This window comes from Solibacillus sp. FSL W7-1464, from assembly GCF_038004425.1.
Lineage (GTDB): Bacteria > Bacillota > Bacilli > Bacillales_A > Planococcaceae > Solibacillus.
The window spans coordinates 2,132,139-2,154,545 of the sequence record NZ_JBBORC010000001.1 but is presented as its reverse complement, the minus strand read 5'-3'; the positions used below and the strand labels follow the sequence as shown (position 1 = coordinate 2,154,545).

The window sequence follows — 22,407 nt, the reverse complement described above, 5'->3', positions numbered from 1 at the left end:
ACATAAAACCACTTTTTTGTGGAAGGCTATTTTTTATGGAGGTGTAGAAATGGGGTATAAAGCGTCGGGTGCCAGCGACGAAAAAGCAAATCTTACTTGGTGGCAGTTATCGCTTATTGGAGTAGGTTGCACGATTGGGACAGGGTTTTTCCTTGCGTCAAGTATAGCGATTAAAATGACAGGTCCTTCTGTTATCTTGGCCTTTATAATAGCTGCTGCTGCAACGTATATTGTTTTTGAGGCTCTTGCAAAAATGATTGCATCGGATCCACAGAAAGGATCTTTTCGTACCTATGCGAAAAAAGCATACGGGCGTTGGGCGGGTTTTAGCAGTGGTTGGGTTTACTGGTGTTCAGAAATATTAATCATTGGTAGTCAACTTACCGCAATTTCATTATTAACGAAGTTTTGGTTTCCTACTATTAAATTGTGGATATTCGCAGCAATTTATGCGGTTCTCGGTCTCATTGTTCTCTTTATAGGAGCGAAAGCATTTGGGAAATTGGAAAGCGTATTTGCTGTGATGAAAATTGCAGCTATTTTTATGTTTATAATAATTGCAATTTTAGCGCTGACAGGAGTAATAGACGGAAAATCATCTCCAGACATCCCGCAATCCATGAATGAATTTTTCCCGAAAGGCTTCATCGGATTTTGGAGCGCTCTTATATTTGCGTTTTATGCCCATGGTGGAATCGAAGTGATGAGTATAATGGCGATTCATCTTAAAAATAAAGTGGATGCACCTAAATCGGGTAAAGTGATGCTTGGGCTACTAGGAATCATTTATGTGACGCAATTTCGTTGGCACTTTTACTGAAGCCATTTGATAAGTTCAAGGAGAGTAAGAGTCCGTTTGTTGAAGCATTATCAGGTGTCCATACTATCGATTTCTTCCCGCATGTATTTATCGCAGCAATTATTATTGCAGGATTCTCAACAATGTCAGCCTCCTTGTTTTCGGTTACGACAATACTCGTGACTATTTCAGAGGATGGAGATGCTCCTGAAATCTTCAGTAAACAGAAGAAAAAGAAGCTTAAAATGCCCTTACCTGCAATTGCTTTAACAACTTTAGGGCTTGTACTTTCTATCATTACGTCTTTATTACTGCCGGATAAAGTATACGAATATATAACGACTGCAGCAGCATTAATGCTGCTTTACAACTGGCTGTTTATTTTAGTCATGTACCCGAGGTTAGTTGAGACGACTACTTTCGATAAAGTGAAAAGAATTATTGGAATATTACTGATCTGTTCGGCGGTTAGCGGAACTTTATTTCATCAGACAAGTCGTCCAGGCTTTTTTATCAGTTTAGTATTTCTTGCAGTAATCGGAAGTATCGTCTTTTTTATGCGAAAACGATGGAAGAAGGAAGAAGCTCAAAATAATGCTTGATAAGCCTGAATCCCAAAGTAAATCCCGAACCCGATCATTGCAAGCGATGAGATGATGGAAATAATATTTATGAACCCGGTAGATAATATTTTGCGGGCTCCACTGGAGATAGCGGCCATTATCGTATCCCACAACATGATTCCAAGGATGACGGCAAGGCTATTAATCAGCACTTGGTTATCCGTACTGATTTTGATAGATTCTGCAAGTACTGAGCCATAGATTCCAAGCCAAAAAAGGATAGTGAGCGGATTCAACAGTGACATGAGAAAGCCTGTTAATAAGGAATGTCTAAGTCGTGTAGTTTTTTTGTTGGATTTTACAGCTAAATTAATTTTATGCAGAGAAAGTAAATTCTCGATCCCGGTATATGTAAGAACAAAACAACCAAATGACCAAAGGAATACTTTTACAGGAGAGTATTCAATCACTTGGCCAATCCCGAAATAAACCATTATCATGTACAGAATATCAGCAGTTAAAGCGCCGATGCCAAAAATAAGCGCATGAAAAAAACCGTTTTTTATCCCTGTATCTAGCTGCGCTGCGTTGACAGGACCGATAGGCGCAGCTAATGATACACCTAAAAAATATAAGCAGCTATTGAGTTCAATAATTACCCTCCTTAAAATGATGTCTGTGCATCTTATTCAAACAGAGTGGCTCGTACAACTATAAAAATGAATTTTATTTCAATAATTAAGCAGCCCTTTACCAATGGAAAGGTAAAGGGCTGCTGCTTAGTTAATATATTGTCGTGGGGTTTTTGAAAAATACAGTCTCCGCTAAAGGGAGACTGTATTAGTCATATTACTTATTATTGTTGTTATTTTTGTTTTTCTTGTTGAAATTATTGTTGTTATTGTTGTTACGGTTATTTTGATTTTGATTGTTTAAGTTCTCGAAATTGAAGTCTTCACCGAATTCAAATTCATTATTATTGTTGTTGTTATTGTTGTTACGCTGACGTTTAATATTTAGTTTATTATTTTCCACAGCTGCTCACCTCCTTAACAAAAGTTAGAATGGCTTAAACAGCTACGAAAAATACTCAATATTTCAGTTGAAAGTTTTTCCTTCTGATGGCTATATTCAATTTACAATCATTAATTACGTATACAAACAGGTGTTCCTGTATAAAATAGAAATAGGTTTATTTCCAACAATCAGTAAAGCGAGTGGTCTAAATGCATAAAGAATTCATGAAATTAAGCGATGATATTCACCGGTATATTGTACTGGAATTATTTCTAAAAACACTCGAGCGAGATAGGGATTGCATTTCAGAATTAAAAATGAGGGACGTACTGGAAGAGTGGTACGACACCAAAATTAATGATACCTTTCACGAATTTAAAAAGCTGAGGGACTTTTTATATAAGAAAGGATGTAAAATTGAAAAGCAAAAATCTGATGATTATATGACCTATTATTTTATATTATTTAGGGGATACGATGAAACAAGAAGCTATGGGAACATTGCTTTACGCAACTGGGTAAGTGAAGAGATGAAACGTATATTGGGCATGAAGTACCTGACACCGGCGGATAGAAAGTAGGGTCCTCAAGCTAAAAACTTTAATGCAATAATTCGTCAGGAAATCAAAATATCTTTACTAGGCGTCCGGTATTTTCATTCGGATATCGCCACACTAATTGCTTGTAAATAGAAAACCCATCCCGGTACAAGAGAATCGTACCGGGATGGGTTTGATTTGTTTAGTGCCAAATAGCACGAATGCCTTCAGCGGTAGATTGCTGGTATGTTTGCTGGAGTTTTTCTTGTAGGGCTTCCGTCGATAAACTGTTAATTCGCTTACTAAACGGAATGGTTCATTTCAGCGGTTGCTGATTGAGTGGAACTTTCTGCTTCCGTAGCTTCAGCCGGGCGATAAAAAGCATGTTTTTCCTGAACAAATAGAATAGCGATTCCTCCTACAAGTGCGGCTGTGCCGAGTAGTGTAAAGTTCATTTGGGCAGATAGGTTCATTGTTAAGAGAATTCCTACAAATGTTGGGGCGAAAATACCGCCAACTCGTCCAAATGCCATCGCCGCTCCGACACCAGTTGAACGAACTTCTGGTCGATAGAACTGTGATACAAAGGCATTGCTAATATTTTGAACACCAATTGATGCGGCGCCAATTATCCCGATTAATACATACGCAAGTACGGTGTTGTTTGTTAATCCAACCGCAGCCAGTGCAAGGGCCCCTCCGAAATAGAGCGGTACCATTACTTTTTTGAAGCCGAATTTATCCGTTAAACGACCGAACGCGATCGTACCTACAATAGCCCCCAAATTTAAAGCAACGACAAATAATAGACTGTTACTTAAACTATAGCCTGCTTCAACCATAAGCTTTGGCAGCCATACGTTCATCGCGTAGATAAGGACGAAACAAGAAAAACATGAAATCCAGAACATGATCGTACTTAGTGCCAGTTTATTTTCAAAAAGCTTCACAAGTGGAGAGCCTGGTGCTTTTGCTGCTGGTTTTGCCAGTACTACGTCTTGAGAAAACGACATTTGGGGATTGAGTTTCCCAAGGATTTTCTTTACTTCGGCTTCTTTTCCTTTTGCTAAAAGGAAGTTTGCCGATTCTGGAAGCTGTTTTGCCAGAAAAGGCAGTGCTAAAAGCGGAATAGCGGCAATCCAGAAAATTGGTTTCCAGCCGACTGTCGGTAGGAGAGATTTACTGAATAAAGCTGCTGCAATCGCCCCGATTGAATAGCCACAGAAAATAAACGAAACAATGGCTCCTCTGATTTTTTTAGGAGCATACTCCGTAGAAAGTGCAATGACGTTTGGCATAACGCCTCCCAGTCCAAGGCCCGCAATAACGCGAAGGATGGCAAAAAGTACAGGTCCTCCCGCAAAAGGGGAGAGTGCTGTGAAGAGACTAAACATGACGGTACAAATGATAATCACTTTTTTCCTTCCGATTTTATCGGCTAACAGTCCAAAAACAATTGCTCCTACTGCTGTTCCCGCAGCTGAATAACTTCCAATAGCCCCAGCGGTAACAGTGGAAATCCCCCATTCTTCTATTAAAGACGGGACAACCGATCCATAGATGACTACATCGTATCCATCCATAAGAATAATGAAAAAGCACCAAAAGATAATGGAAAGATGGAAGGCGTTAAAGCGACTCCTATCTATTATTTCGTTTATGTGTAAAGTACTCATTGATTAACACCTCTTATTTCAGAAAGTACTTTAGTACACAAACGCATCAACGCGTTTGTGCGCTAAAGTGTAACGTGCAAAAAAATTTAGTTTCCTATATTCCTATTTGGCATTTAATGTTTCGCGGTCAAAACCGGCGATCTTCTTGTAGCGATTCGCAATTTCTTCAAGTTCTGTAGCTGAAATGATATCGTCCAAGTCAGCAAAGCCATTTGGTGCACGGTCTTCTACAATCTGCATCACCACTTCCGGACCGTTTTGGCGATTCGTCAATACAATGTTCGCTGTTGCTTCCCGTCGCAGTGCTTCATAGGCTTTTAATGTAGTTTCCGCATCTTGTTGTTCCGCAATGACTTGTCCAAGAGCATCCGCATCCAAAATGGCTTGCGATGCACCGTTTGACCCGATTGGATACATTGGATGTGCCGCATCGCCAAGTAAGGTAATACGTCCAAATGTCCATTGTGGAAGGGGATCCCGGTCAACCATTGGGAATTCATAAACAGCTTCTGCTTCTTCAATAATTTTTGGTACATTCAGCCAGCCAAAGTTCCAGTTTTCAAAGGCAGGGGCAAACTTCTCTTTATCGATTTCCTTGTTCCAATCCGCGCGATCAGGCATTGTCTCGACATTTAATTCCGCAATCCAATTGACTAAAGAACGTCCTTGAGCAGCTGTATCTGGACAAATTGGATAGGCAACAAATTTTTGATCTTGGTAACCAGCCATAATCATGGAGCGACCTGTCAAATAAGGTGCTGCTTCTGTAATGCCACGCCATAAGATGCGTCCGCTATATTTTGGCAGTCCTTCGTTTGGATAGAAGAATTTTCGTACAACGGAATGAATGCCATCGGCTGCAATCAGAATGTCTGCACGATATGTACCAAGTGATTCACCTGTTTTTTTATTTTCAAAATGAGCTGCGACGCCATCACTCTCATTTTCAAAGGATGTTAAATGGTGACCTGTTAAAACGGCTGCTTCACCTAATTGGTCCTTTACGGTCTTTAACAGCAGCATTTGTAAGCGTCCACGGTGAATCGAATACTGAGGCCATTTATATCCGGCATTGATGCCGCGGTCTTCTTGCCAAATTTTTTGCCCAAATTTATTCACATACATCAACTCGGCTGTTGGTAAGCCTGTTTGTTCCAGTTCCTCTGCTAAACCTAATTCTGTTAGCACGCGTACCGAATGGGGTAACAGATTAATGCCGACTCCCAGCTCTTTAATTGTTTCTACACTTTCAAATACTTTTACACATATGCCTGCGCGGTGAAGTTTTAATGCTGTAACGAGTCCGCCAATGCCACCACCGACAATCATCGCTGTTTTAATTGTTGACAAAACAATCCCTCCATCGAAGAAAATAGAATAATCTATTTTTTCTAATTAATTTCACTATTTGTACATTATTGCATATGTTTGGTATGGTAGCTAGTCACGATTGGGAAATTGTCGGAATTGAAAGATATTTTAGTATTTTTAAGTATAAAAGAGTTAGCAATTCCGAAATCATTAACGAATAACGGATTGCCTTAGTAAAGGAGAAGCAAAAGTCAGTCGGCGAAGTGAAGCAGTGAAGTTTGTAAGAGAACAAACAGGAATGTCCATAATACAGGAAAAAAATTGTATATTTTTGCAACGAATAGGAAAGATCAAGTTGGACAATATAAACTGACTTTAGTGGAAGAAAAGGGCTGAAATTTAATGAGATCAAGCATTATTGGATCAGTCACCGATCTGTTCGAATCCTATTCCTCAGGGTGCAGTAAATTAGTCAATGAAATTAAGTTGAATAAATAAAATTAAAAACATTGAAAGCTGTATTATTTTAATGTACTGGATTTTAAACGTAGGCAATTTGGAAATCAACTGACTGGCAAACGAAACCTCCTATATATTTTACATAATTAATGAGCCATCACACATTCTATATATAGGAGGTGGGAATATGGGGAAGAATTTTTCGAAGGCGAATCATGGAAAAACAGGTGCCGAACTAATAAGTGAAGCGTTTGGCATGACCAAAAACGATAGCGAAGCATTATTAGCACAGGCGTCGGAAGTTCAAACTACGGATATTCCTTTAGGAAAAGAACATGTATATGCAAGGGATAGTACAACAACCACTTTGAACAACCTACATGAAGATAACACATCCGCCATTTTAGATCGAAATGGGCCGAGGTAATTATTGTAAGTGAATGCATAGTGACTTAAGGCAATTCTTCCTTTAGCGTAATAAAACTTTAAAATTCCTTAAATTAAGAGCTTATGCTTTTGATTTAAGGGGTTTTTTATTTCCATCATTCCTTACATTTTATAAATCCCCACAAAATACTTCTGAAACTATTAAAAGCAAGGTACCCTACGATATTATTCCGTAAAGTACCTTGCTCAATTTTCATGAAAAGTTGTTAGTTTGAATGCAAATAATATGCTGTATTAAACTACCTTCACTTTTTGTTCCGATTTTGCCAGGACTAGATATCCTATTGCTGCGAATGCTGATAAGAACGCTACAACAGTATAAGACCAGAACCAGCCAAATTGATCAGCCAGGATCGGCATTAACCAGTTCGAACCCATGTTGCCGATTAAATACGCCGTAACACCTACAAAACCAATTGCTGTCCCTGCTACATTCAAAGGTACAAAGTCAATTGTTAAGATATTGACAATTAATTGCGGTCCATAAATCAAGGCACCTAAAACCCCGCAAACGATCAGGAATAATGCGAAATTTGCTACCCCATTGCTAACTAGTCTTTCATATATAAAGACGAACAGAACCATGGCAAACAATCCGATTGCCCCGATTTTAGCCATTTTATTCGGGAATTTAACCGCTAACCATGCAAAGATAAGTGAACCTGGAATCGCAATCCATTCCAGAACGGAAACGGCCAATTGCGCTTTTGTAGCTGATAGGTTTCCGACCTCGCTTAAATAAATTGGCATCCAGTCCGCAATTCCGAAACGAAGGAAATATAATGCGATATTAACCGCAGCTACAAGTAAGATCAGCGGATTGGTAAAAACATATTTCCAGATTAATTGCCAGTAGGTTAGTCCTGTTTTTTCTTCTTCCGTTGCGATGTTTGTGTGCGCAGCGTCACCATACATTGTACTTAAAGAATCCAGACCTTCCGACTCAGGGCTATCACCGCCGTAACGCCAGCATATATAGGCAAAGAACAGCACCAGCAAGGCAGGAACCAAGAAAGCCATGAAAACATTTCCGGTTTCAGGAACAACCAGTCCCATACTAGTTAACGCCACTATGATTAAAGGCAGTAAAGCCCCACCGACATTTTGCGAAATATTCCAGCCCGCAATCGCCGCTCCTCGGGATCTATTTGAATAATAATTGGCAAGCATCATTTGGGAAGCAGGGGCTAAGGCACCTTGTACAACCCCGCTCAATACAAGCAGAATACCTAATACTGCAATAGATGTATTGAAAAAGCCAATGAGAATGGCAATGAGCGCACTTGCGCCTAAACAGATTGAGAAAAGTTTTCTTATACTGACGCGGTCACCTAGCGCACCCATGTAAAATTTGGCCAATCCATAGGAAATCGTTAAGCAGGAAAGCAACAAAGCGATATCTGTTTTTTCCCAGCCATTTGTCACCATGATGCTGTTGGACATTAATTTAAAGTTATTTCGTACAAGGTAAGCACATACATAACCTAGAAATGCAATTAGGAAAATTATTTTACGACGAAAAAGATAGCGTGCAAATTTCTCGGTGTTTTGTTTTTGGTAAGCTAATACCATACTAAACCCCCTCCAATACTGTAAATTATAAATTTTAAAGTCTTGTTACAAATCGTATTTTGCTATTGGCAATATAAGATGAAATCCTTTCCTCGTATTTTGAAAGCGCTTTAAAAATAGAAAACACAATTGGTTTACATAATCGTATTATCTAACTTTTCAAACTATTAAACTATCAGCATATATCCTATTCTTTGTAAGAAAATCATCTTTTCATTGTCAGAAAATATCCTACAATTCGTGTCTGAAACATTAAATAACGCTCAATACGAAAATATGCTTGTGATATAATAGTAAAAATTAATTGCTGGGAAAAAATTTCAATCTGTGAATTATTGCTGAAGAAACCGCACCAGGAAGGGATATTATGAGAAAAATATATATGGCTATTCCTATTATAGTACTGATCATTTTAATACTAGGCTGCAGGTCGAACCCTTCAACCTATCAAATTGTCTTTTCGGAATATGAAAAGACAACATCGGTAATAAAAGAGGATAAAAAAGATCCGATACGCTTAGCTATCTCGAGTGTACTTTCTCCGACAGATACGATCATCTACTATCGGGAAATCGTAAATTATATCGGTAAAAAACTTGACCGGCCAACCATTTTAATCCAGCGCAGAAGCTATAATGAAGTCAGCAACCTCATGATGAATGGAGGTGCTGATATCGCTCTGCTTCCAACCGGTGCATACATCACATTTGGTGCAAACGGCGGATTTGAAGGTATTGCAACACAAGAAAGATTCGGCAGCCCTTACTATTATGGTTACATTGTTGCGAAGGATGAAAACCGCTTCTCATCGATTGATGATCTGGAAGGTAAAGATATCGCATTTTTTGATCCTTCCAGTTATTCGGGATATATTTTTGTGAAAGAAGAATTGGAGCGTTTAGGGGAAGATATCGATAGCTTTTTTGGGAGGCATATTTATACATATAGCCATGAAGGATCCATGAATGCCGTATTAAATAATATTGTTGATGCGGCAGCTGTCAATTCTCTCGTTTTTGAAACGATGAAAAATGAAAGTCCGGAACAATTGGAATCGTTAAAAATTATTGGGAAATCAATGCCCTTAGGTACCGGACCGGTAGTGATCAGCAGTAATCTGCCTGAGGAAGATAAGGAAATAATAAAAGAGAGCTTTCTTTCGATGCACGAACAGGAATCTATGAAGCAAGCTATTCAAGGATTATATATTGATCGCTTTATCCCATTCGACTCGGAATATTATGAGGTACTCTATGAACTGGATAAATAATATTAAAATACATCATAAAATCCTTGCAGCAATCATGTGCTCTCTACTCTTTCTTACCAGCATTTTCGGGTGGATCATATGGGATTCCCTTACAAACATCATGACGGAGGATCTCGTGAAACGTGGTGCCACTATCGCTAAAAATGTGGCTGAAACAAGCTCGGACTATATTCTCTTTGATGATCAGTATTCGGTGGATAATCTGATTAATGAAACAAAAAAGATAGATGAAGATATTCGCTATATTTTAGTTTTTAATAGCAGTCACATACTTTACGCCCACACATTCCCCGATCCTGAGAAGCTGCCGAAAGGAATCGTAAATGCTCATACGCCAAAAGGGATTACCCAACAAGATTATTCGATTTTATCTTCGGATGAAGGGGATATCCATGATGTCATTGTCCCGATAGAAGAAGGGGGCGTAGGGTATGTTCGGCTAGGGATGTCGGAAGAAAAATCGCTGGAATATATTTATTCCAGGATAATTAAGTTAATCATTGCGACAACTTTGGTATCAATTGGCGCTTTGGGAATGGCTTATTTTGCTACCCGTAGGATAACGAAACCAATCAACACCTTAGTAGATGTAGCATTAGGGATATCGGCAGGTAACCTATCCTTAAGAGCAGAAAATACTAACAACGATGAAATCGGGAAACTGGCACAGGCCTTTAATGAAATGACGGATCATCTCATCAATTCAAATAATGAAGTTGACTATTTACTTAAGGAATTACAACAAAAGGATTTATTGCGTGATAAATTGATTTCAAGGTTATTATCTGTTCAAGAGGATGAGCGAAAAAGAATTTCACGTGAACTGCATGATGAGACAAGTCAGGCGCTCGCTTCATTGATGGTAACGATGAGAATTATGGCGAATGAGGCGAAAGACAGTGAGCAACGTGAGCTACTTTATACAAGCAGAGATATAGCTGCGGGAATATTAAAACAAATCAGGGATCTGGCAGTCGAATTGCGTCCGCCGATTTTGGACAAAATGGGGCTGGTTTCGGCGATAAAGAAATATGCGAGAAATTTTGAGGAAAAATACAACATCCAAACTGTTTTATCTGTTCCCGATACTGACGTCACACTAGCCGAAGATGTTACGCTGGCCATATACCGGATTGTTCAGGAAAGTTTGAATAATGTAGTAAAACATACGAAAGCAACTGAAATTATAATCGGCTTGGACGTTAAAGACGAATGGGTTAATTTGACGATAAATGATAATGGTCATGGAATTCATGAAGCCGATTTTGAAAAAGCCAAGCAACAAAATAGAATTGGCATTCATGGTATGAAGGAAAGAGCCGAGTTACAGGGAGGGACATTCCTTATTAGAACGAACATGGTGGGAGGAACAGAAATTTCCGTTTCACTGCCATTAAAATAGAAAGAAGTGGTTATATTGCAACAAAATCTAAAAAAAGAAATCAGGATCATGTTAGTTGATGATCATGCCATTCTTATATCGGGATTAAAGCTTTTACTGCAAAAGCGGACATACTACCATGTGGTGGGAGTGGCTGATGATGGGTATAAGGCGATTGAACTTTATAATGAATTAAAACCGGATATTTTGATTCTTGATATTTCTTTGCCCGGTATGGATGGGCTGCAGGTACTGAAAAATATAAAGGCACAGCATGAACATGCAAAAGTGATTATTTTGACAATGTATGAAGACGAAGAATATGTTTCGTTAATTATGAATGCGGGGGCATCCGGCTACGTACCGAAAGTAGCTGTGGACGAAGAACTGTATTCTGCCATTGAGACCGTTATGGACGGCTATATCTATTTACGCCCGAAGGAAATGACGTCCATGATGAAAAATAAGCAGAAAGAAGAAAATGTTCACAACATGTATTCTACATTAAGCCTCCGTGAACAGGAGGTACTACAGCTGATTGTTAAAGGGTATTCGTTAACAGAAATTGCAGGTGAACTACTGATCAGTATAAAAACAGTAGACACCCATAAAACAAGAATATTCAATAAACTGAACGTCAGTAAAAAAAGTGAACTCGTTGAATTTATAATTAAACATAATCTGATTGAAATATAGGCAGATGAATATAAGTACCTGTTTTCGTTACGCTACGATTTATAAAGCGGTGAAAAGAAACCTTTGCAAAAATGCATCTATTATTACCCCGTTGACTGTTGATTGAAAGGCCCGCGAACATTGCGTTTGCGGGCTTTTCAAATTGATGGTCCCGTCAAATCTCGAACTAGCGTCCCACAAACTTGTCGAATGGATCTTAATAACGGCTTTAGTAATGTTTCTATGAATGGAATAAACCCTCCTATAAACAGTGTTCCAAAAAAATTGGAAACGCTAACCCGCCAGAAACTTCAATATTAAAAATGACCCATTAATTATCAAAACAGAATATACACAGGATAATTTTCCAATCTTTGAATATATACAGAGAAAATCGGGTATAAAGCATAGTGTTGTAATATTTTTATCAGTGCTTATAAGTGAAGTATCTATTTAGGAGGTTTTAATATGGCTGAAAACAAAGACAAACATGTTGCAAAAAAAGAGGATGGGGAACGTGAAGTTCTAACTACTCGTCAAGGGCATCCAGTAAGAGACAACCAGAATATCCGTACAGTGGGGAACCGCGGACCAGCGACTTTGGAAAATTACCACTTCATTGAAAAAATTTCACACTTCGACCGTGAAGAGGTTCCTGAACGTGTAGTACATGCACGTGGTTCAGGTGCTTTCGGTTATTTTGAAACTTACGGTAAAGTTGGAGATGAGCCAGTAGAAAAATATACCCGTGCAAAAGTCTTTTCCGGTGCCGGTAAACAAACGCCGCTTATGGTGCGTTTTTCTACAGTGGCAGGTGCAAAGGATTCACCTGAGACTGCACGAGATCCGCGCGGCTTTGCAGTGAAAATGTATACGGAAGATGGCAACTGGGATCTTGTCGGCAACAATTTAAAGATTTTCTTTATCCGTGATGCGATGAAGTTCCCTGATATGATTCATGCTTTTAAAGCAGATCCGGCTTCCAACGTACCGAATCCACAACGTATGTTTGACTTTGTTTCACGTTCACCGGAAGCGACGCATATGATTACATTCCTGTTTTCACCTTGGGGCATCCCGGCGACGTACCGCCACATGCAGGGGTCGGGGGTTAACACATATAAATGGGTGAATGAAGAAGGAAAAGCTGTACTTGTGAAGTATCACTGGGAGCCGAAACAGGGCATCCGCAATTTGACACAAGAAGAGGCCAACTCCATTCAGGCTAAAAACGTAGGACATGCTACACAGGACTTGTATGAAGCAATCGAACGTGGAGAATATCCGGAGTGGGAGCTGTTTGTTCAGATTATGGAGGACGATTATCATCCGGAACTGGATTTTGATCCGCTTGATGATACAAAACTTTGGCCGGAAGATAAATTCCCTTGGCTGCCTGTAGGTCGTATGGTGCTTAACCGCAACCCGGAGGACTTCCATGCAGAAATTGAGCAGGCTGCATTCGGTACGGGTGTTCTCGTAGACGGTATGGACTTTTCGGATGACAAAATGCTGCAGGGGCGTACATTCTCTTACTCAGATACACAGCGTTACCGTGTAGGTCCAAACTATCTGAAATTGCCGGTCAACGCACCAAAGGTACCGGTTCGTACAAATCAGCATCGCGGCCAAATGGATACCCGTGATCCGAAAGAATCCGGTGACAACCCGCATATCAATTACGAGCCGTCTATGATTGGTGGCTACCGTGACGCAGGGGATAAAGCCTATCCGCCACATCAGCCGTCCTATAATGCAGCCTTAATAAGTGAACCTATTGATCGCCCGAATAACTATGGGCAAGCAGGTGAAACATACCGCAGTTTTGAAGACTGGGAACGTGACGAACTCATTAATAACTTATCGGATGCTCTGGCAATTTGTGACAAGCGTATTCAGGAAGCAATGTTTGATCACTTTACACAGGCTGATGAAGATTATGGCCGCCGTGTGAAGGAAGCGACTGAAATGAAAATGAAAGAAATCGAAAAGCTGGCTCAGGAAGGTAAATTACCGGGCCGAGAGTCAGGGATTTCCAAATATGGCCAGGGTACGACCGCTGCAAATGAGGCAACAAAAGATGCGGTGAAGAAAAGCCATGAGGCAGACCCTTATTAACAATGAGGGTTGATACACGTTCAAAAGAAAATAGGTAAAATTTAAAGACTTAAGTTTGGTGTCCCACCAGGCTTAAGTCTTTTGTTTTTTAACTGCGAATTGTAGCGGCGGTGGAGTTAAACCTGTTGCACGAATCATAGCTGTATTTAGTTTTGTTTAAAAATGTGTCCGTACTTTCGCTCAGGTGAATCGTATAGTCCATTTTGCCTTATGTAATATATTATTTCAAAATAGAATAATCCCCGTTTCCCACCTATAAAATCCTGAGCTATTTCATGTGTTTTCCATGGACAAATAGTTCCGCTCTACTCAGCCGCTTTGATCCCTTCTGGAGTGGATTTATAAATCCTCTCCACAGGGGATCTAAAAAGTCCCCTCTAAAAGATTTAATAATTTATTAAATAATTTAAAAGATATATATTGTTGCGTTAAAACGCAACCGGATGATTTTTTTCTTTGTGGCCTTTAATCATTTGTACTCCGTAGAAATTATTTTTGTTTTACTTGTCCCTTTTTTGGATTTTCGAGGACATATAGAGAGTAAGACAAAAAAATGGAGGGTGGAAACATGAAATTATTAGTTAACGAAAGGCATTTGTTTGTATCACCGAACTTGGCAGCACGTATCGGAGTGGAGGAGGCGTTATTCCTTCAGCAACTTTACTACCGGATAGAAACGCAAGGTGTGGAGAAAGAGGGACATAAGTGGTATCGCCAAACATATCAAGGCTGGTCAAAACAATGCTTCTACTGGGATAAAACGAAAGTTAAAAGACTCATCACGAAACTGGAACGCTCTGAAATAATCATTTCCTCAGACAAATTTAACCGTTTCAATACAGACCGTTCGAAATGGTACCGCATTGATGATGAAAAAGTTAATCAGCTATTGGAGACGGAAATTTTTACACAGGAAGAGCTGTTACCTGAAGAGCCGAAATTGCCCGAGGAGAAAGAGGAGAAACCGAATACGGACAGCAGTAATGAAATTGCAAACATCATTGATTACTTAAACGAAAAAGCCAAAAAGAATTTTAATGGAAGCTCCAAAACAACGATCCGACTGATCAAAGCGATTTTAAAGGAAGGCTACACAGCGGAAGATTGCCGCTTAGTCATTGATGAACAAGTGAGAAACTGGAAGAACGATCCCCAGATGAACAAATACTTAAGACCGATCACCTTATTCCGCCCAGGGAATTTCGAAAGCTACTTAAACGATGCGCAGACAAGACAGCAGGAAAATCATCTCGATTTCGAGCCGGTCATCCTCGATTTTGATGAAGGTGAATGCTATTGATTAAAAAGGGGTTACTGATTTTAGCTAGGATGCTTGAGGAAATCGATTCAGACCGAACTTCATTTTCCTGTATAGGAATAATTTCGTGTAGCTCAAATAAATGATCGATTGCGTCTATTTTTCATGCCCGTTCGCTAATATTGTTCATCTGAAAAACGGCCATTATAACAATTGAAATAAAGACATATAAAAGATAGTGAAGATAAAATTAATATTTTCTGGTTTTTGTCATGTAAAATTTTGTATTTTATATAGAGGGAATTCGGTAAAATAAGGGGAGAAGGGAATGAGTAACTATGGAAATATGTTTAGTAAGACACGGGGAAACAGATTGGAACAAGGTAGGGAAAATACAAGGACATACTGACATCGAATTAAATGAAAATGGAATTAGACAGGCCTATGCCTGTGCTGAGTATTTAAATAATGCCCCTTTCGAACTTATTATTACAAGCCCGCTAAAACGTGCAAAACAAACGGCTGAAATTATTGCAGAAAAAAAGAATATTCCAATTATAGAAATGCGGCAATTTATTGAAAGGAGCTTTGGGGATGCTGAAGGAATGACTGTGGAAGCCCGCCTCAGTAAGTTCCCGGATTTACAATATACGAATCAGGAGTCTAAAGAAGATTTAAGGGTCCGGGTAATGAATGGCTTACATAAAATTCAAAAAGAACGCAAAGAATCTACTATAGTTCTTGTAGCACATAGTGCAGTGATAAACAGTATATTAGCAATCCTTTCGAACGGTGAAATTGGTTCCGGCAAGACGCAGTTGGCTAATGCATGTTTGTCTACAATCTATTATAACGAAGGAATTTGGAAAATAAAAAACTATAATCAAGTAGAACATTTAAAAGTGAGTTTATAGAAATGTAAAAGCTTCTAAAGAATAGTTTGACGGCGTATCGTTCACAAGCAGGCGAAACAGACTAAATCAGCAAGAAGTAAGATACCTCACTTCCAGACGATTTAGTGCGATAAGCTTATTCCAAGTTTTACATAACTTAATACTTTAACCTGGTCAGTTAGCCGAAAAAATTTCAGCTGACTGGCCATTTATTGTACATACAAGAAGGGTGAGTTCTTTTTTATTTCGGGCTTACGTTGGAATACGTTGAATAAATGTAAAATATGTTTTTTATAAGTAAGATTAACGAATTTGGAGTTCATAGTAACTTTTGTATTATCCTTATTGACATGGTCGGAATTGGCAAGTAAGATTATTGATATAAAAACAGAAAGAATACCTAGGTATTTAGGAGGCAATTCAATGAGATTTCGTAAATGGCAAGTTCCTTTCGCTGCAACGGCACTAGCACTCACTTTAGCAGCTTGTGGTGGAGATGATTCTTCTTCAAAAGATCAGACAGCTACAGAGCAACAACAGCAAGTAGAATACCGTGATGAATTAAATATCGCGATTACAGCACAGCCACCAACACTTGATACGGCACAAACTGTATCGGCAGTAGCTTTAGATATCGCAGGAAATATTTATCAACAATTATTCCAATTAGATGCAAACTATGAGCCACAACCAGTATTGGCTTCTTCTTATGAAGTAAGTGAAGATGGTAAAACATATACAATTAAATTACGTGAAGGTGTAAAATTCCATAACGGTGATGTTATGGAAGCTTCTGATGTTGTTGCTTCGATGAATCGTTGGTTAGTAACATCTTCTCGTGCAAAATCATTATTGCAAGGTGCTGAATTTACAGAAGTAGATCAAAATACGGTTCAATTAACAGTACCAACAGCAACTTCTGATATTTTAATCTTAATGGCTTCTCAAGCACAGTTCCCTTCAATTATGCCGAAAGAGATTATTGATTCTGCAACAGCAGATGGCTTCTCGGAATATGTAGGTACAGGTCCATACAAATTCAAAGAGTGGAAGCAAGATCAAAATATCCAATTAGTCCGTTTTGAAGATTATGTAGCGGTTGAAGGTGCGGAAGATGCGAGTGGTTTCACGGGTGAAATTGAGGCTCCAACAGAAACGTTAACGTATCATTTCGTAACAGACCATGCGACGCGTATTGCTGGTGTTCAAACGGGTCAATATGATATCGCAGATAGTATCCCAATCGAAAACTATGATCAATTAGCAGCAGACCAAAATTTAGAGCTGCAAACATTCCCGGGTGGAACATTGACGGCATTCTTTAATACGACAGAAGGTTCATTGAAGGATGAGAAAATTCGCCAGGCGATTTTAGCGGCATTAAATAACGAAGAAATTATGTTAGCGGCATTTGCTAAACCAGAACTTTATTCTTTATCACCAAGCTATTTAAATGAAGCGCAAGTGCAATGGGCAAATGATGCAGGTGCTGAGCTTTATAACCAAGCAGATGCTGAAAAAGCGAAAAAGCTTTTGGAAGAAGCAGGTTATAATGGTGAAGAAATCGTATTATTAACAACAAAAGATTACAATGAAATGTACTCAGGTACGCTTGTAATTCAAGAACAATTACGTCAATTAGGTATGAATGTACGCGTAGATACATTCGATTTCCCAACGTTCTTAGAAACAAAGGGTGATACAAGCAAATGGGATATTTTCTTAGCAAGTACAGGTTACCAAATTACGCCACCACAACTATTGGCTGTAACACCTGACTGGGCTGGCTTACAAGATGAGACAGTAGCGGCAGGCTTACAGGCTATTCGTTCTGCAGCAACGCCAGAGGAAGCGAAAGCTGAGTGGGAAAAAGTTCAAGGTTATATGTACGAGCATGCAACATCAACTGTTCTAGGTCACTATAATGGTGTAGTTGCAGTAAATAAAGAAATTGAAGGCTTTGAGTTATTTGAAGCACCAGTAGTTTGGAATGCTAAAATCCCAAAATAATGTATAAATAAAAAAGGAGGGTGATAATTGCTCTCCTTTTTCTTAATGTAAAAGGATAAACCGATTGTGAGGGAAAAACATGCTAGCTTATATTTTTAAACGCTTGCTTTCAACAATCCCAGTACTGTTTGTCGTATCTGTCGTAATTTTTATTATTATACATATTACGCCGGGGGATCCGGGTGCAACAATTTTAGGGATGGAAGCGACACCAGAGCAAATTGAAGAGCTAAACGAGCAGCTTGGCTATAACCGACCAATCCATGAACAATATATTTCATGGGTTAGCGGTATATTTAAAGGAGACTTAGGTGACTCCATTTTTATGAGACAACCTGTAACTGAGGCGATTATAGAACATATCGGCCCAACATTATCACTCGCCATTTTAGCGCAGCTTATTGCGATTGTATTGGCAATTCCGTTTGGCATACTTGCTGCATATAAGCGAGGCTCATTAACAGATACGTCATTGATGAGTATTTCATTGTTAGGAATGGCCATCCCGAGCTTTTTATTAGCGCTTATTTTAATGCTTGTCGTCGGTGTGAAGCTGCAGTGGTTACCAATAGCTGGCTATGCACCTCTATCAGATGGCTTAATGGAGCATATAAAATTCCTGATTTTACCGGCGATTTCACTAGGGACGATTCAGGCAGCATTAATTACTCGTATGACGCGTTCTTCGATGCTGGATGTATTAAATCTAAACTTTATTAAAACAGCACGCGCTAAAGGTGTGCTGGAGATGAACGTATTATTAAAACATGCATTTCGTAATGCATTTTTACCGATTTTAACGGTAATTGGGCAAACGTTTGGCACATTGGTAACGGGTGCAGTCGTGGTTGAGACGATTTTTAATATTCCTGGGCTAGGTCAATTAATTATCAATTCTGTAACGCGACGCGATTATACGGTTATTCAAGGTGTCGTGCTAATGGTAACAATTATGTATGTATTTATTAACTTAGTAATCGATTTACTGTACGGCGTTGTGGATCCACGTGTCCGTTTGGATCGTAAATAGAGAGGTGAAAAAATGACTACCTATTCGAAGGATGAGCTTGAACGGCTGTCTAAGGAATTCAAAAAGGAACAGCGTGCACTCAATTGGCGAAAAATAAAAGGTAATAAAGGCTTGCTTGCGGGAAGTTTTATATTTGTTGTATTAGCTTTACTTGCATTACTAGGTCCTTTATTTATGAATAATGATCCGTATGCAATGAAAGTAACAAGTCGTTTGTTGGAGCCGAGTGCTACGCATTGGTTTGGAACGGATGAGTTCGGTCGTGATTTATTTACCCGAATAGTATATGGGGCAAGGGTATCCTTATTAATCGGTGTAACCGTTGCATTTTTATCGTCAATGTTCGGCTTGGTTATTGGATTATATGCGAGCTATTATAAATGGTTAGACCATGTTTTAATGCGTATTTGTGATGGATTAATTGCGATTCCAGGAATATTACTAGCGATAACGTTAATGGCAGCATTAGGTGCATCTGCAACAAATGTAATTATCGCACTAGTCGTAGTATTTACGCCAAATATTGCACGAGTTGTTCGGGCGGCGGCACTAGTCGTAAAGGAACAAACTTATATCGAAGCGATGCATGCACAAGGTGCTAGTAATACACGTATTATTTGGTTACATATTATGCCGAATACATTGTCCCCGTTGTTAGTGCAAGCAACATTTGTTTTTGCGGAGGCCATTATTTCTGAGGCAGCACTTAGTTTCTTAGGAGCAGGTATTCCTGCACCAGAACCAAGTTGGGGCAATATATTACAGGCCGGCAAGCTGGTTATTTTTAAAGCCTGGTGGATGGTATTGGTGCCTGGAGCATTTATTGTGTTAGCAGTGCTTTCGTTAAATTTATTGGGCGATGGCTTACGTGATTTTTTAGATCCACGTCTAAAAGGATTACCATCTAGAAAACGTAAGGCAAATAAACGAATAAAGGGAGGAAATGCGTAATGGCATTATTAAAAGTAGAAAATTTACAGACGCATTTCCAAACGGAGCGCGGTCAAGTATCTGCTGTACGAGGAGTTAATTTTACAGTAGAAAAAGGAGAAATTATCGGTATTGTCGGTGAGTCTGGCTGTGGCAAAAGTGTAATGTCACAGTCGATTATTCGCTTACAAGAGCATACGGAGCCAGTTGATTATGAGGGTGCGGTTTATTTTGAAGATCAAAATTTACTTGATTTACCTTTGAAGCAAATGAGTAAAATTCGTGGTAATGATATTTCGATAATTTTCCAAGATCCGTTGTCTTCATTAAATCCTGTACAAACAGTAGGCGCACAAATCGTAGAGGTTTTACGTCTGCATCAAAAGCTTTCAAAAAAGGAAGCGCGTACCCGAGCTATCGATTTGCTTCGGGTAATAGGCATTCCTTCACCTGAAAAGCGCGTGGATGAGTACCCGCATGAGCTATCAGGAGGAATGCAACAGCGTATAATGATTGCGATGGCACTAGCGTGTAAGCCAAAGCTATTAATTGCAGATGAGCCGACTACAGCTCTTGATGTAACGATTCAGGCGCAAATTTTAGATTTAATTGTAAAATTGAATAAGGAGCTAGGAATGGGTGTGCTCTTTATTACGCATGATTTAGGAGTAGTTGCAGAAATTTGTCAAAAGGTAAAAGTAATGTATTTAGGTCAAATTATCGAGGAAGCAACAACCGATCATTTATTTAAAAAGCCGCTTCATCCTTATACACAAGGCTTATTACGATCAAAGCCCGAGCTCGACGGAGATCGCCATGCACCACTTCAAGTAATAGAAGGGACTGTACCGCCTCTGTCTAATATTCCGGCTGGTTGCGGCTTTGCGACACGTTGTCCGTTTGCCACTGATTTATGTCGGGTGGAAATGCCGCCAGTAATCGAAGTTGAAGCAGATCAGCGAGTGCAGTGCTGGTTGTATGATGAGCAAAAGGGAGGCTGGGCATAATGACAAAGCAGCCGATTTTACAAGTAAAACAATTGCAAAAACAATTTCCTGTTTACGGGCCTTTTGGTAAGTTGGGTGGAGTCAAGCAGACAGTACATGCTGTAAAAGATGTTTCGATTTCGATGTACGAAGGTGAAACTTATGGATTAGTAGGGGAGTCTGGCTCTGGTAAAAGTACAACGGGCCGTACGATTTTAGGGTTAACGGAGGCAACAGCTGGAGAGGTCATATATAACGGGCAGGATTTAACGAAGCTATCGAAAGCAGAGTTGCGTAATTTCCGTAGAGATTTACAGCTTGTTTTCCAAGATCCATTTTCTTCATTAAATCCACGTCAGCGTGTTGGCCGAATTTTAGAAGAGCCACTAATTATTCATGGTATTGGCTCGAAAGAAGAACGAATCGAAAAAGTGTTTTCAATGTTAGAAATGGTAGGCTTACAAAAGGAGCATTTTTATCGTTTTCCGCACGAATTTTCAGGTGGACAACGACAGCGTCTAAGTATTGCGCGTGCATTAATTGTTAATCCGAAAATAATGATTTGTGATGAACCGGTTTCTGCGCTGGATGTTTCAATTCAATCACAAATTTTAAATATTTTAAAGCAATTACAGCAAAACATGGATTTATCAATGCTCTTTATTACACATGATATTAGCGTTGTTCGTTACATTTCGGATCGTATAGGCATTATGTATTTAGGAACGATTGTTGAGGAGGCGTCAACAGAGAAACTGTTTGCTAATACCCTTCATCCGTATACGCAAGCATTATTTTCAGCTGTGCCCGGCAAGCAAAAGCGTGAACGTGTAATTTTAAAAGGTGAGATTCCTTCACCATTAAATCCACCATCGGGCTGTGTATTCCATACGCGATGTCCGTTTGCTACAGAGCGTTGTAAAAATGAAGTACCGGCTTTACGAGAGATAGGAATGGAAGGATCGCAGCATAGAGTTGCGTGTCATTATGCAGAGGAGGCAAAACAATGGTCAAATTAAATTGGGCACAAAATAAAAATGAAATTTCAAATGAAGCAGGGGTTCAACTAAGTGGAAACATGGGACCAAATCTTGATGGAGGACTATCACCGAAGGAATTATTAGAAGGTGCAGTGGCTCTATGCTTGTCGATTACATTACAAAAAGTGTTAGAGCGTGATGCGGTTGAAGCGGATTTAAACGAAATAGAGATCGACGTCGTTGCTTCAAAAGGAGAAGGCGTAGAAAATCACTTTGCGAAATTTGAAGTACAGGTTACATTCCCCTCTACTTTGGAAACGGCCTATAAAGCTAAGCTCTTAAAAGTAATTGAGCGAGGCTGTACGATTAGTAACACGCTTGTTAGCGATGTCGCGGTTGAAATTGTAGAAAGATAGTTAAAAGTATACAAATCTTAGCACTTGGAGGGAACAGTTTTGTAGGAACGAGTCAAGGTAATGCTATTCCACAAAAA

Annotated in this window: 19 protein-coding genes and 1 pseudogene; 15 read left to right on the top strand and 5 right to left on the bottom strand. The window is 39.3% G+C overall.

Features of this window, described 5'->3' with window-relative positions; genetic code table 11:
* Positions 1–49 precede the first annotated feature (49 nt).
* Positions 50–1,401: pseudogene (locus MKZ25_RS10525) on the top strand (amino acid permease).
* On the opposite strand, the gene MKZ25_RS10520 reads toward MKZ25_RS10525, so the two are convergent.
* Together MKZ25_RS10520 and MKZ25_RS10515 are read right to left on the bottom strand one after the other, a co-directional pair.
* Complete coding sequence (locus MKZ25_RS10520; protein ID WP_445326880.1) at positions 1,386–1,928, bottom strand: LysE family transporter; 543 nt, start codon at positions 1,926–1,928, stop codon at positions 1,386–1,388. The pseudogene MKZ25_RS10525 and the gene MKZ25_RS10520 overlap by 16 nt on opposite strands.
* Positions 1,929–2,211: 283 nt before the next feature.
* Positions 2,212–2,397, bottom strand: a complete 186-nt coding sequence (locus MKZ25_RS10515) for a hypothetical protein (protein ID WP_340801445.1) — start codon at positions 2,395–2,397, stop codon at positions 2,212–2,214.
* Positions 2,398–2,588: 191 nt separating this feature from the next.
* Between MKZ25_RS10515 and MKZ25_RS10510 the strand changes: the two genes are divergently transcribed.
* The gene (locus MKZ25_RS10510; RefSeq protein ID WP_340801443.1) at positions 2,589–2,960 is read left to right on the top strand and encodes a hypothetical protein; all 372 of its coding nucleotides are present in this window, start codon (positions 2,589–2,591) and stop codon (positions 2,958–2,960) included.
* Positions 2,961–3,220: 260 nt separating this feature from the next.
* Here the strand turns inward: MKZ25_RS10510 and MKZ25_RS10505 are convergent, their stop codons facing one another.
* Entirely contained in the window at positions 3,221–4,594 is a 1,374-nt protein-coding gene (locus tag MKZ25_RS10505; RefSeq protein WP_340801442.1) for an MFS transporter, read from the bottom strand.
* A 102-nt stretch (positions 4,595–4,696) separates the two neighbouring features.
* Positions 4,697–5,944: a flavin-dependent oxidoreductase gene (locus MKZ25_RS10500; protein ID WP_340801441.1), complete on the bottom strand. Its 1,248-nt coding sequence runs from the start codon at positions 5,942–5,944 to the stop codon at positions 4,697–4,699.
* Between the two features lie 607 nt (positions 5,945–6,551).
* On the opposite strand from MKZ25_RS10500, the gene MKZ25_RS10495 reads away from it, so the two are divergent.
* Positions 6,552–6,791 carry a cAMP-binding protein gene (locus MKZ25_RS10495; protein ID WP_340801440.1) on the top strand — a complete coding sequence of 80 codons (240 nt, stop codon included), beginning with the start codon at positions 6,552–6,554 and terminating at the stop codon, positions 6,789–6,791.
* A gap of 254 nt (positions 6,792–7,045) precedes the next feature.
* Here the strand turns inward: MKZ25_RS10495 and MKZ25_RS10490 are convergent, their stop codons facing one another.
* Positions 7,046–8,383 (bottom strand): MFS transporter, encoded by a 1,338-nt coding sequence (locus tag MKZ25_RS10490; protein ID WP_340801438.1) that lies wholly within the window; start codon positions 8,381–8,383, stop codon positions 7,046–7,048.
* A gap of 367 nt (positions 8,384–8,750) precedes the next feature.
* Here MKZ25_RS10490 and MKZ25_RS10485 point away from each other — a divergent pair, with 367 nt between their 5' ends.
* The 12 genes from MKZ25_RS10485 (at position 8,751) to MKZ25_RS10430 (ending at position 22,330) form a co-directional block, all read left to right on the top strand.
* Positions 8,751–9,653: a substrate-binding domain-containing protein gene (locus MKZ25_RS10485; RefSeq protein WP_340801437.1), complete on the top strand. Its 903-nt coding sequence runs from the start codon at positions 8,751–8,753 to the stop codon at positions 9,651–9,653.
* A complete protein-coding gene (locus MKZ25_RS10480) occupies positions 9,637–11,055 on the top strand; it encodes a HAMP domain-containing sensor histidine kinase (protein ID WP_340801436.1) in 1,419 nt (472 codons plus the stop codon). The genes MKZ25_RS10485 and MKZ25_RS10480 overlap by 17 nt, the downstream gene beginning before the upstream one ends.
* Before the next feature lie 48 nt (positions 11,056–11,103).
* Complete coding sequence (locus MKZ25_RS10475; protein WP_340803001.1) at positions 11,104–11,730, top strand: response regulator transcription factor; 627 nt, start codon at positions 11,104–11,106, stop codon at positions 11,728–11,730.
* Between the two features lie 447 nt (positions 11,731–12,177).
* Positions 12,178–13,827 carry a catalase gene (locus MKZ25_RS10470; protein ID WP_340801435.1) on the top strand — a complete coding sequence of 550 codons (1,650 nt, stop codon included), beginning with the start codon at positions 12,178–12,180 and terminating at the stop codon, positions 13,825–13,827.
* 568 nt (positions 13,828–14,395) lie between these two features.
* Positions 14,396–15,127 (top strand): conserved phage C-terminal domain-containing protein, encoded by a 732-nt coding sequence (locus tag MKZ25_RS10465; protein ID WP_340801434.1) that lies wholly within the window; start codon positions 14,396–14,398, stop codon positions 15,125–15,127.
* 296 nt (positions 15,128–15,423) lie between these two features.
* Positions 15,424–15,999 (top strand): histidine phosphatase family protein, encoded by a 576-nt coding sequence (locus tag MKZ25_RS10460; protein WP_340801433.1) that lies wholly within the window; start codon positions 15,424–15,426, stop codon positions 15,997–15,999.
* A 402-nt stretch (positions 16,000–16,401) separates the two neighbouring features.
* On the top strand, positions 16,402–17,988 hold the full coding sequence (locus MKZ25_RS10455) for an ABC transporter substrate-binding protein (RefSeq protein WP_340801432.1): 1,587 nt from the start codon (positions 16,402–16,404) through the stop codon (positions 17,986–17,988).
* Positions 17,989–18,067: 79 nt separating this feature from the next.
* Positions 18,068–19,018: an ABC transporter permease gene (locus tag MKZ25_RS10450; RefSeq protein WP_340801431.1), complete on the top strand. Its 951-nt coding sequence runs from the start codon at positions 18,068–18,070 to the stop codon at positions 19,016–19,018.
* 12 nt (positions 19,019–19,030) lie between these two features.
* Positions 19,031–19,969 carry an ABC transporter permease gene (locus MKZ25_RS10445; protein WP_340801430.1) on the top strand — a complete coding sequence of 313 codons (939 nt, stop codon included), beginning with the start codon at positions 19,031–19,033 and terminating at the stop codon, positions 19,967–19,969.
* The gene (locus tag MKZ25_RS10440) at positions 19,969–20,955 is read left to right on the top strand and encodes an ABC transporter ATP-binding protein (protein WP_340801429.1); all 987 of its coding nucleotides are present in this window, start codon (positions 19,969–19,971) and stop codon (positions 20,953–20,955) included. Before MKZ25_RS10445 ends, MKZ25_RS10440 begins: the two co-directional genes overlap by 1 nt.
* Positions 20,955–21,953: an ABC transporter ATP-binding protein gene (locus MKZ25_RS10435; RefSeq protein ID WP_340801428.1), complete on the top strand. Its 999-nt coding sequence runs from the start codon at positions 20,955–20,957 to the stop codon at positions 21,951–21,953. Before MKZ25_RS10440 ends, MKZ25_RS10435 begins: the two co-directional genes overlap by 1 nt.
* Positions 21,941–22,330: an OsmC family protein gene (locus MKZ25_RS10430; protein WP_340801427.1), complete on the top strand. Its 390-nt coding sequence runs from the start codon at positions 21,941–21,943 to the stop codon at positions 22,328–22,330. Before MKZ25_RS10435 ends, MKZ25_RS10430 begins: the two co-directional genes overlap by 13 nt.
* Positions 22,331–22,407 lie beyond the last annotated feature (77 nt).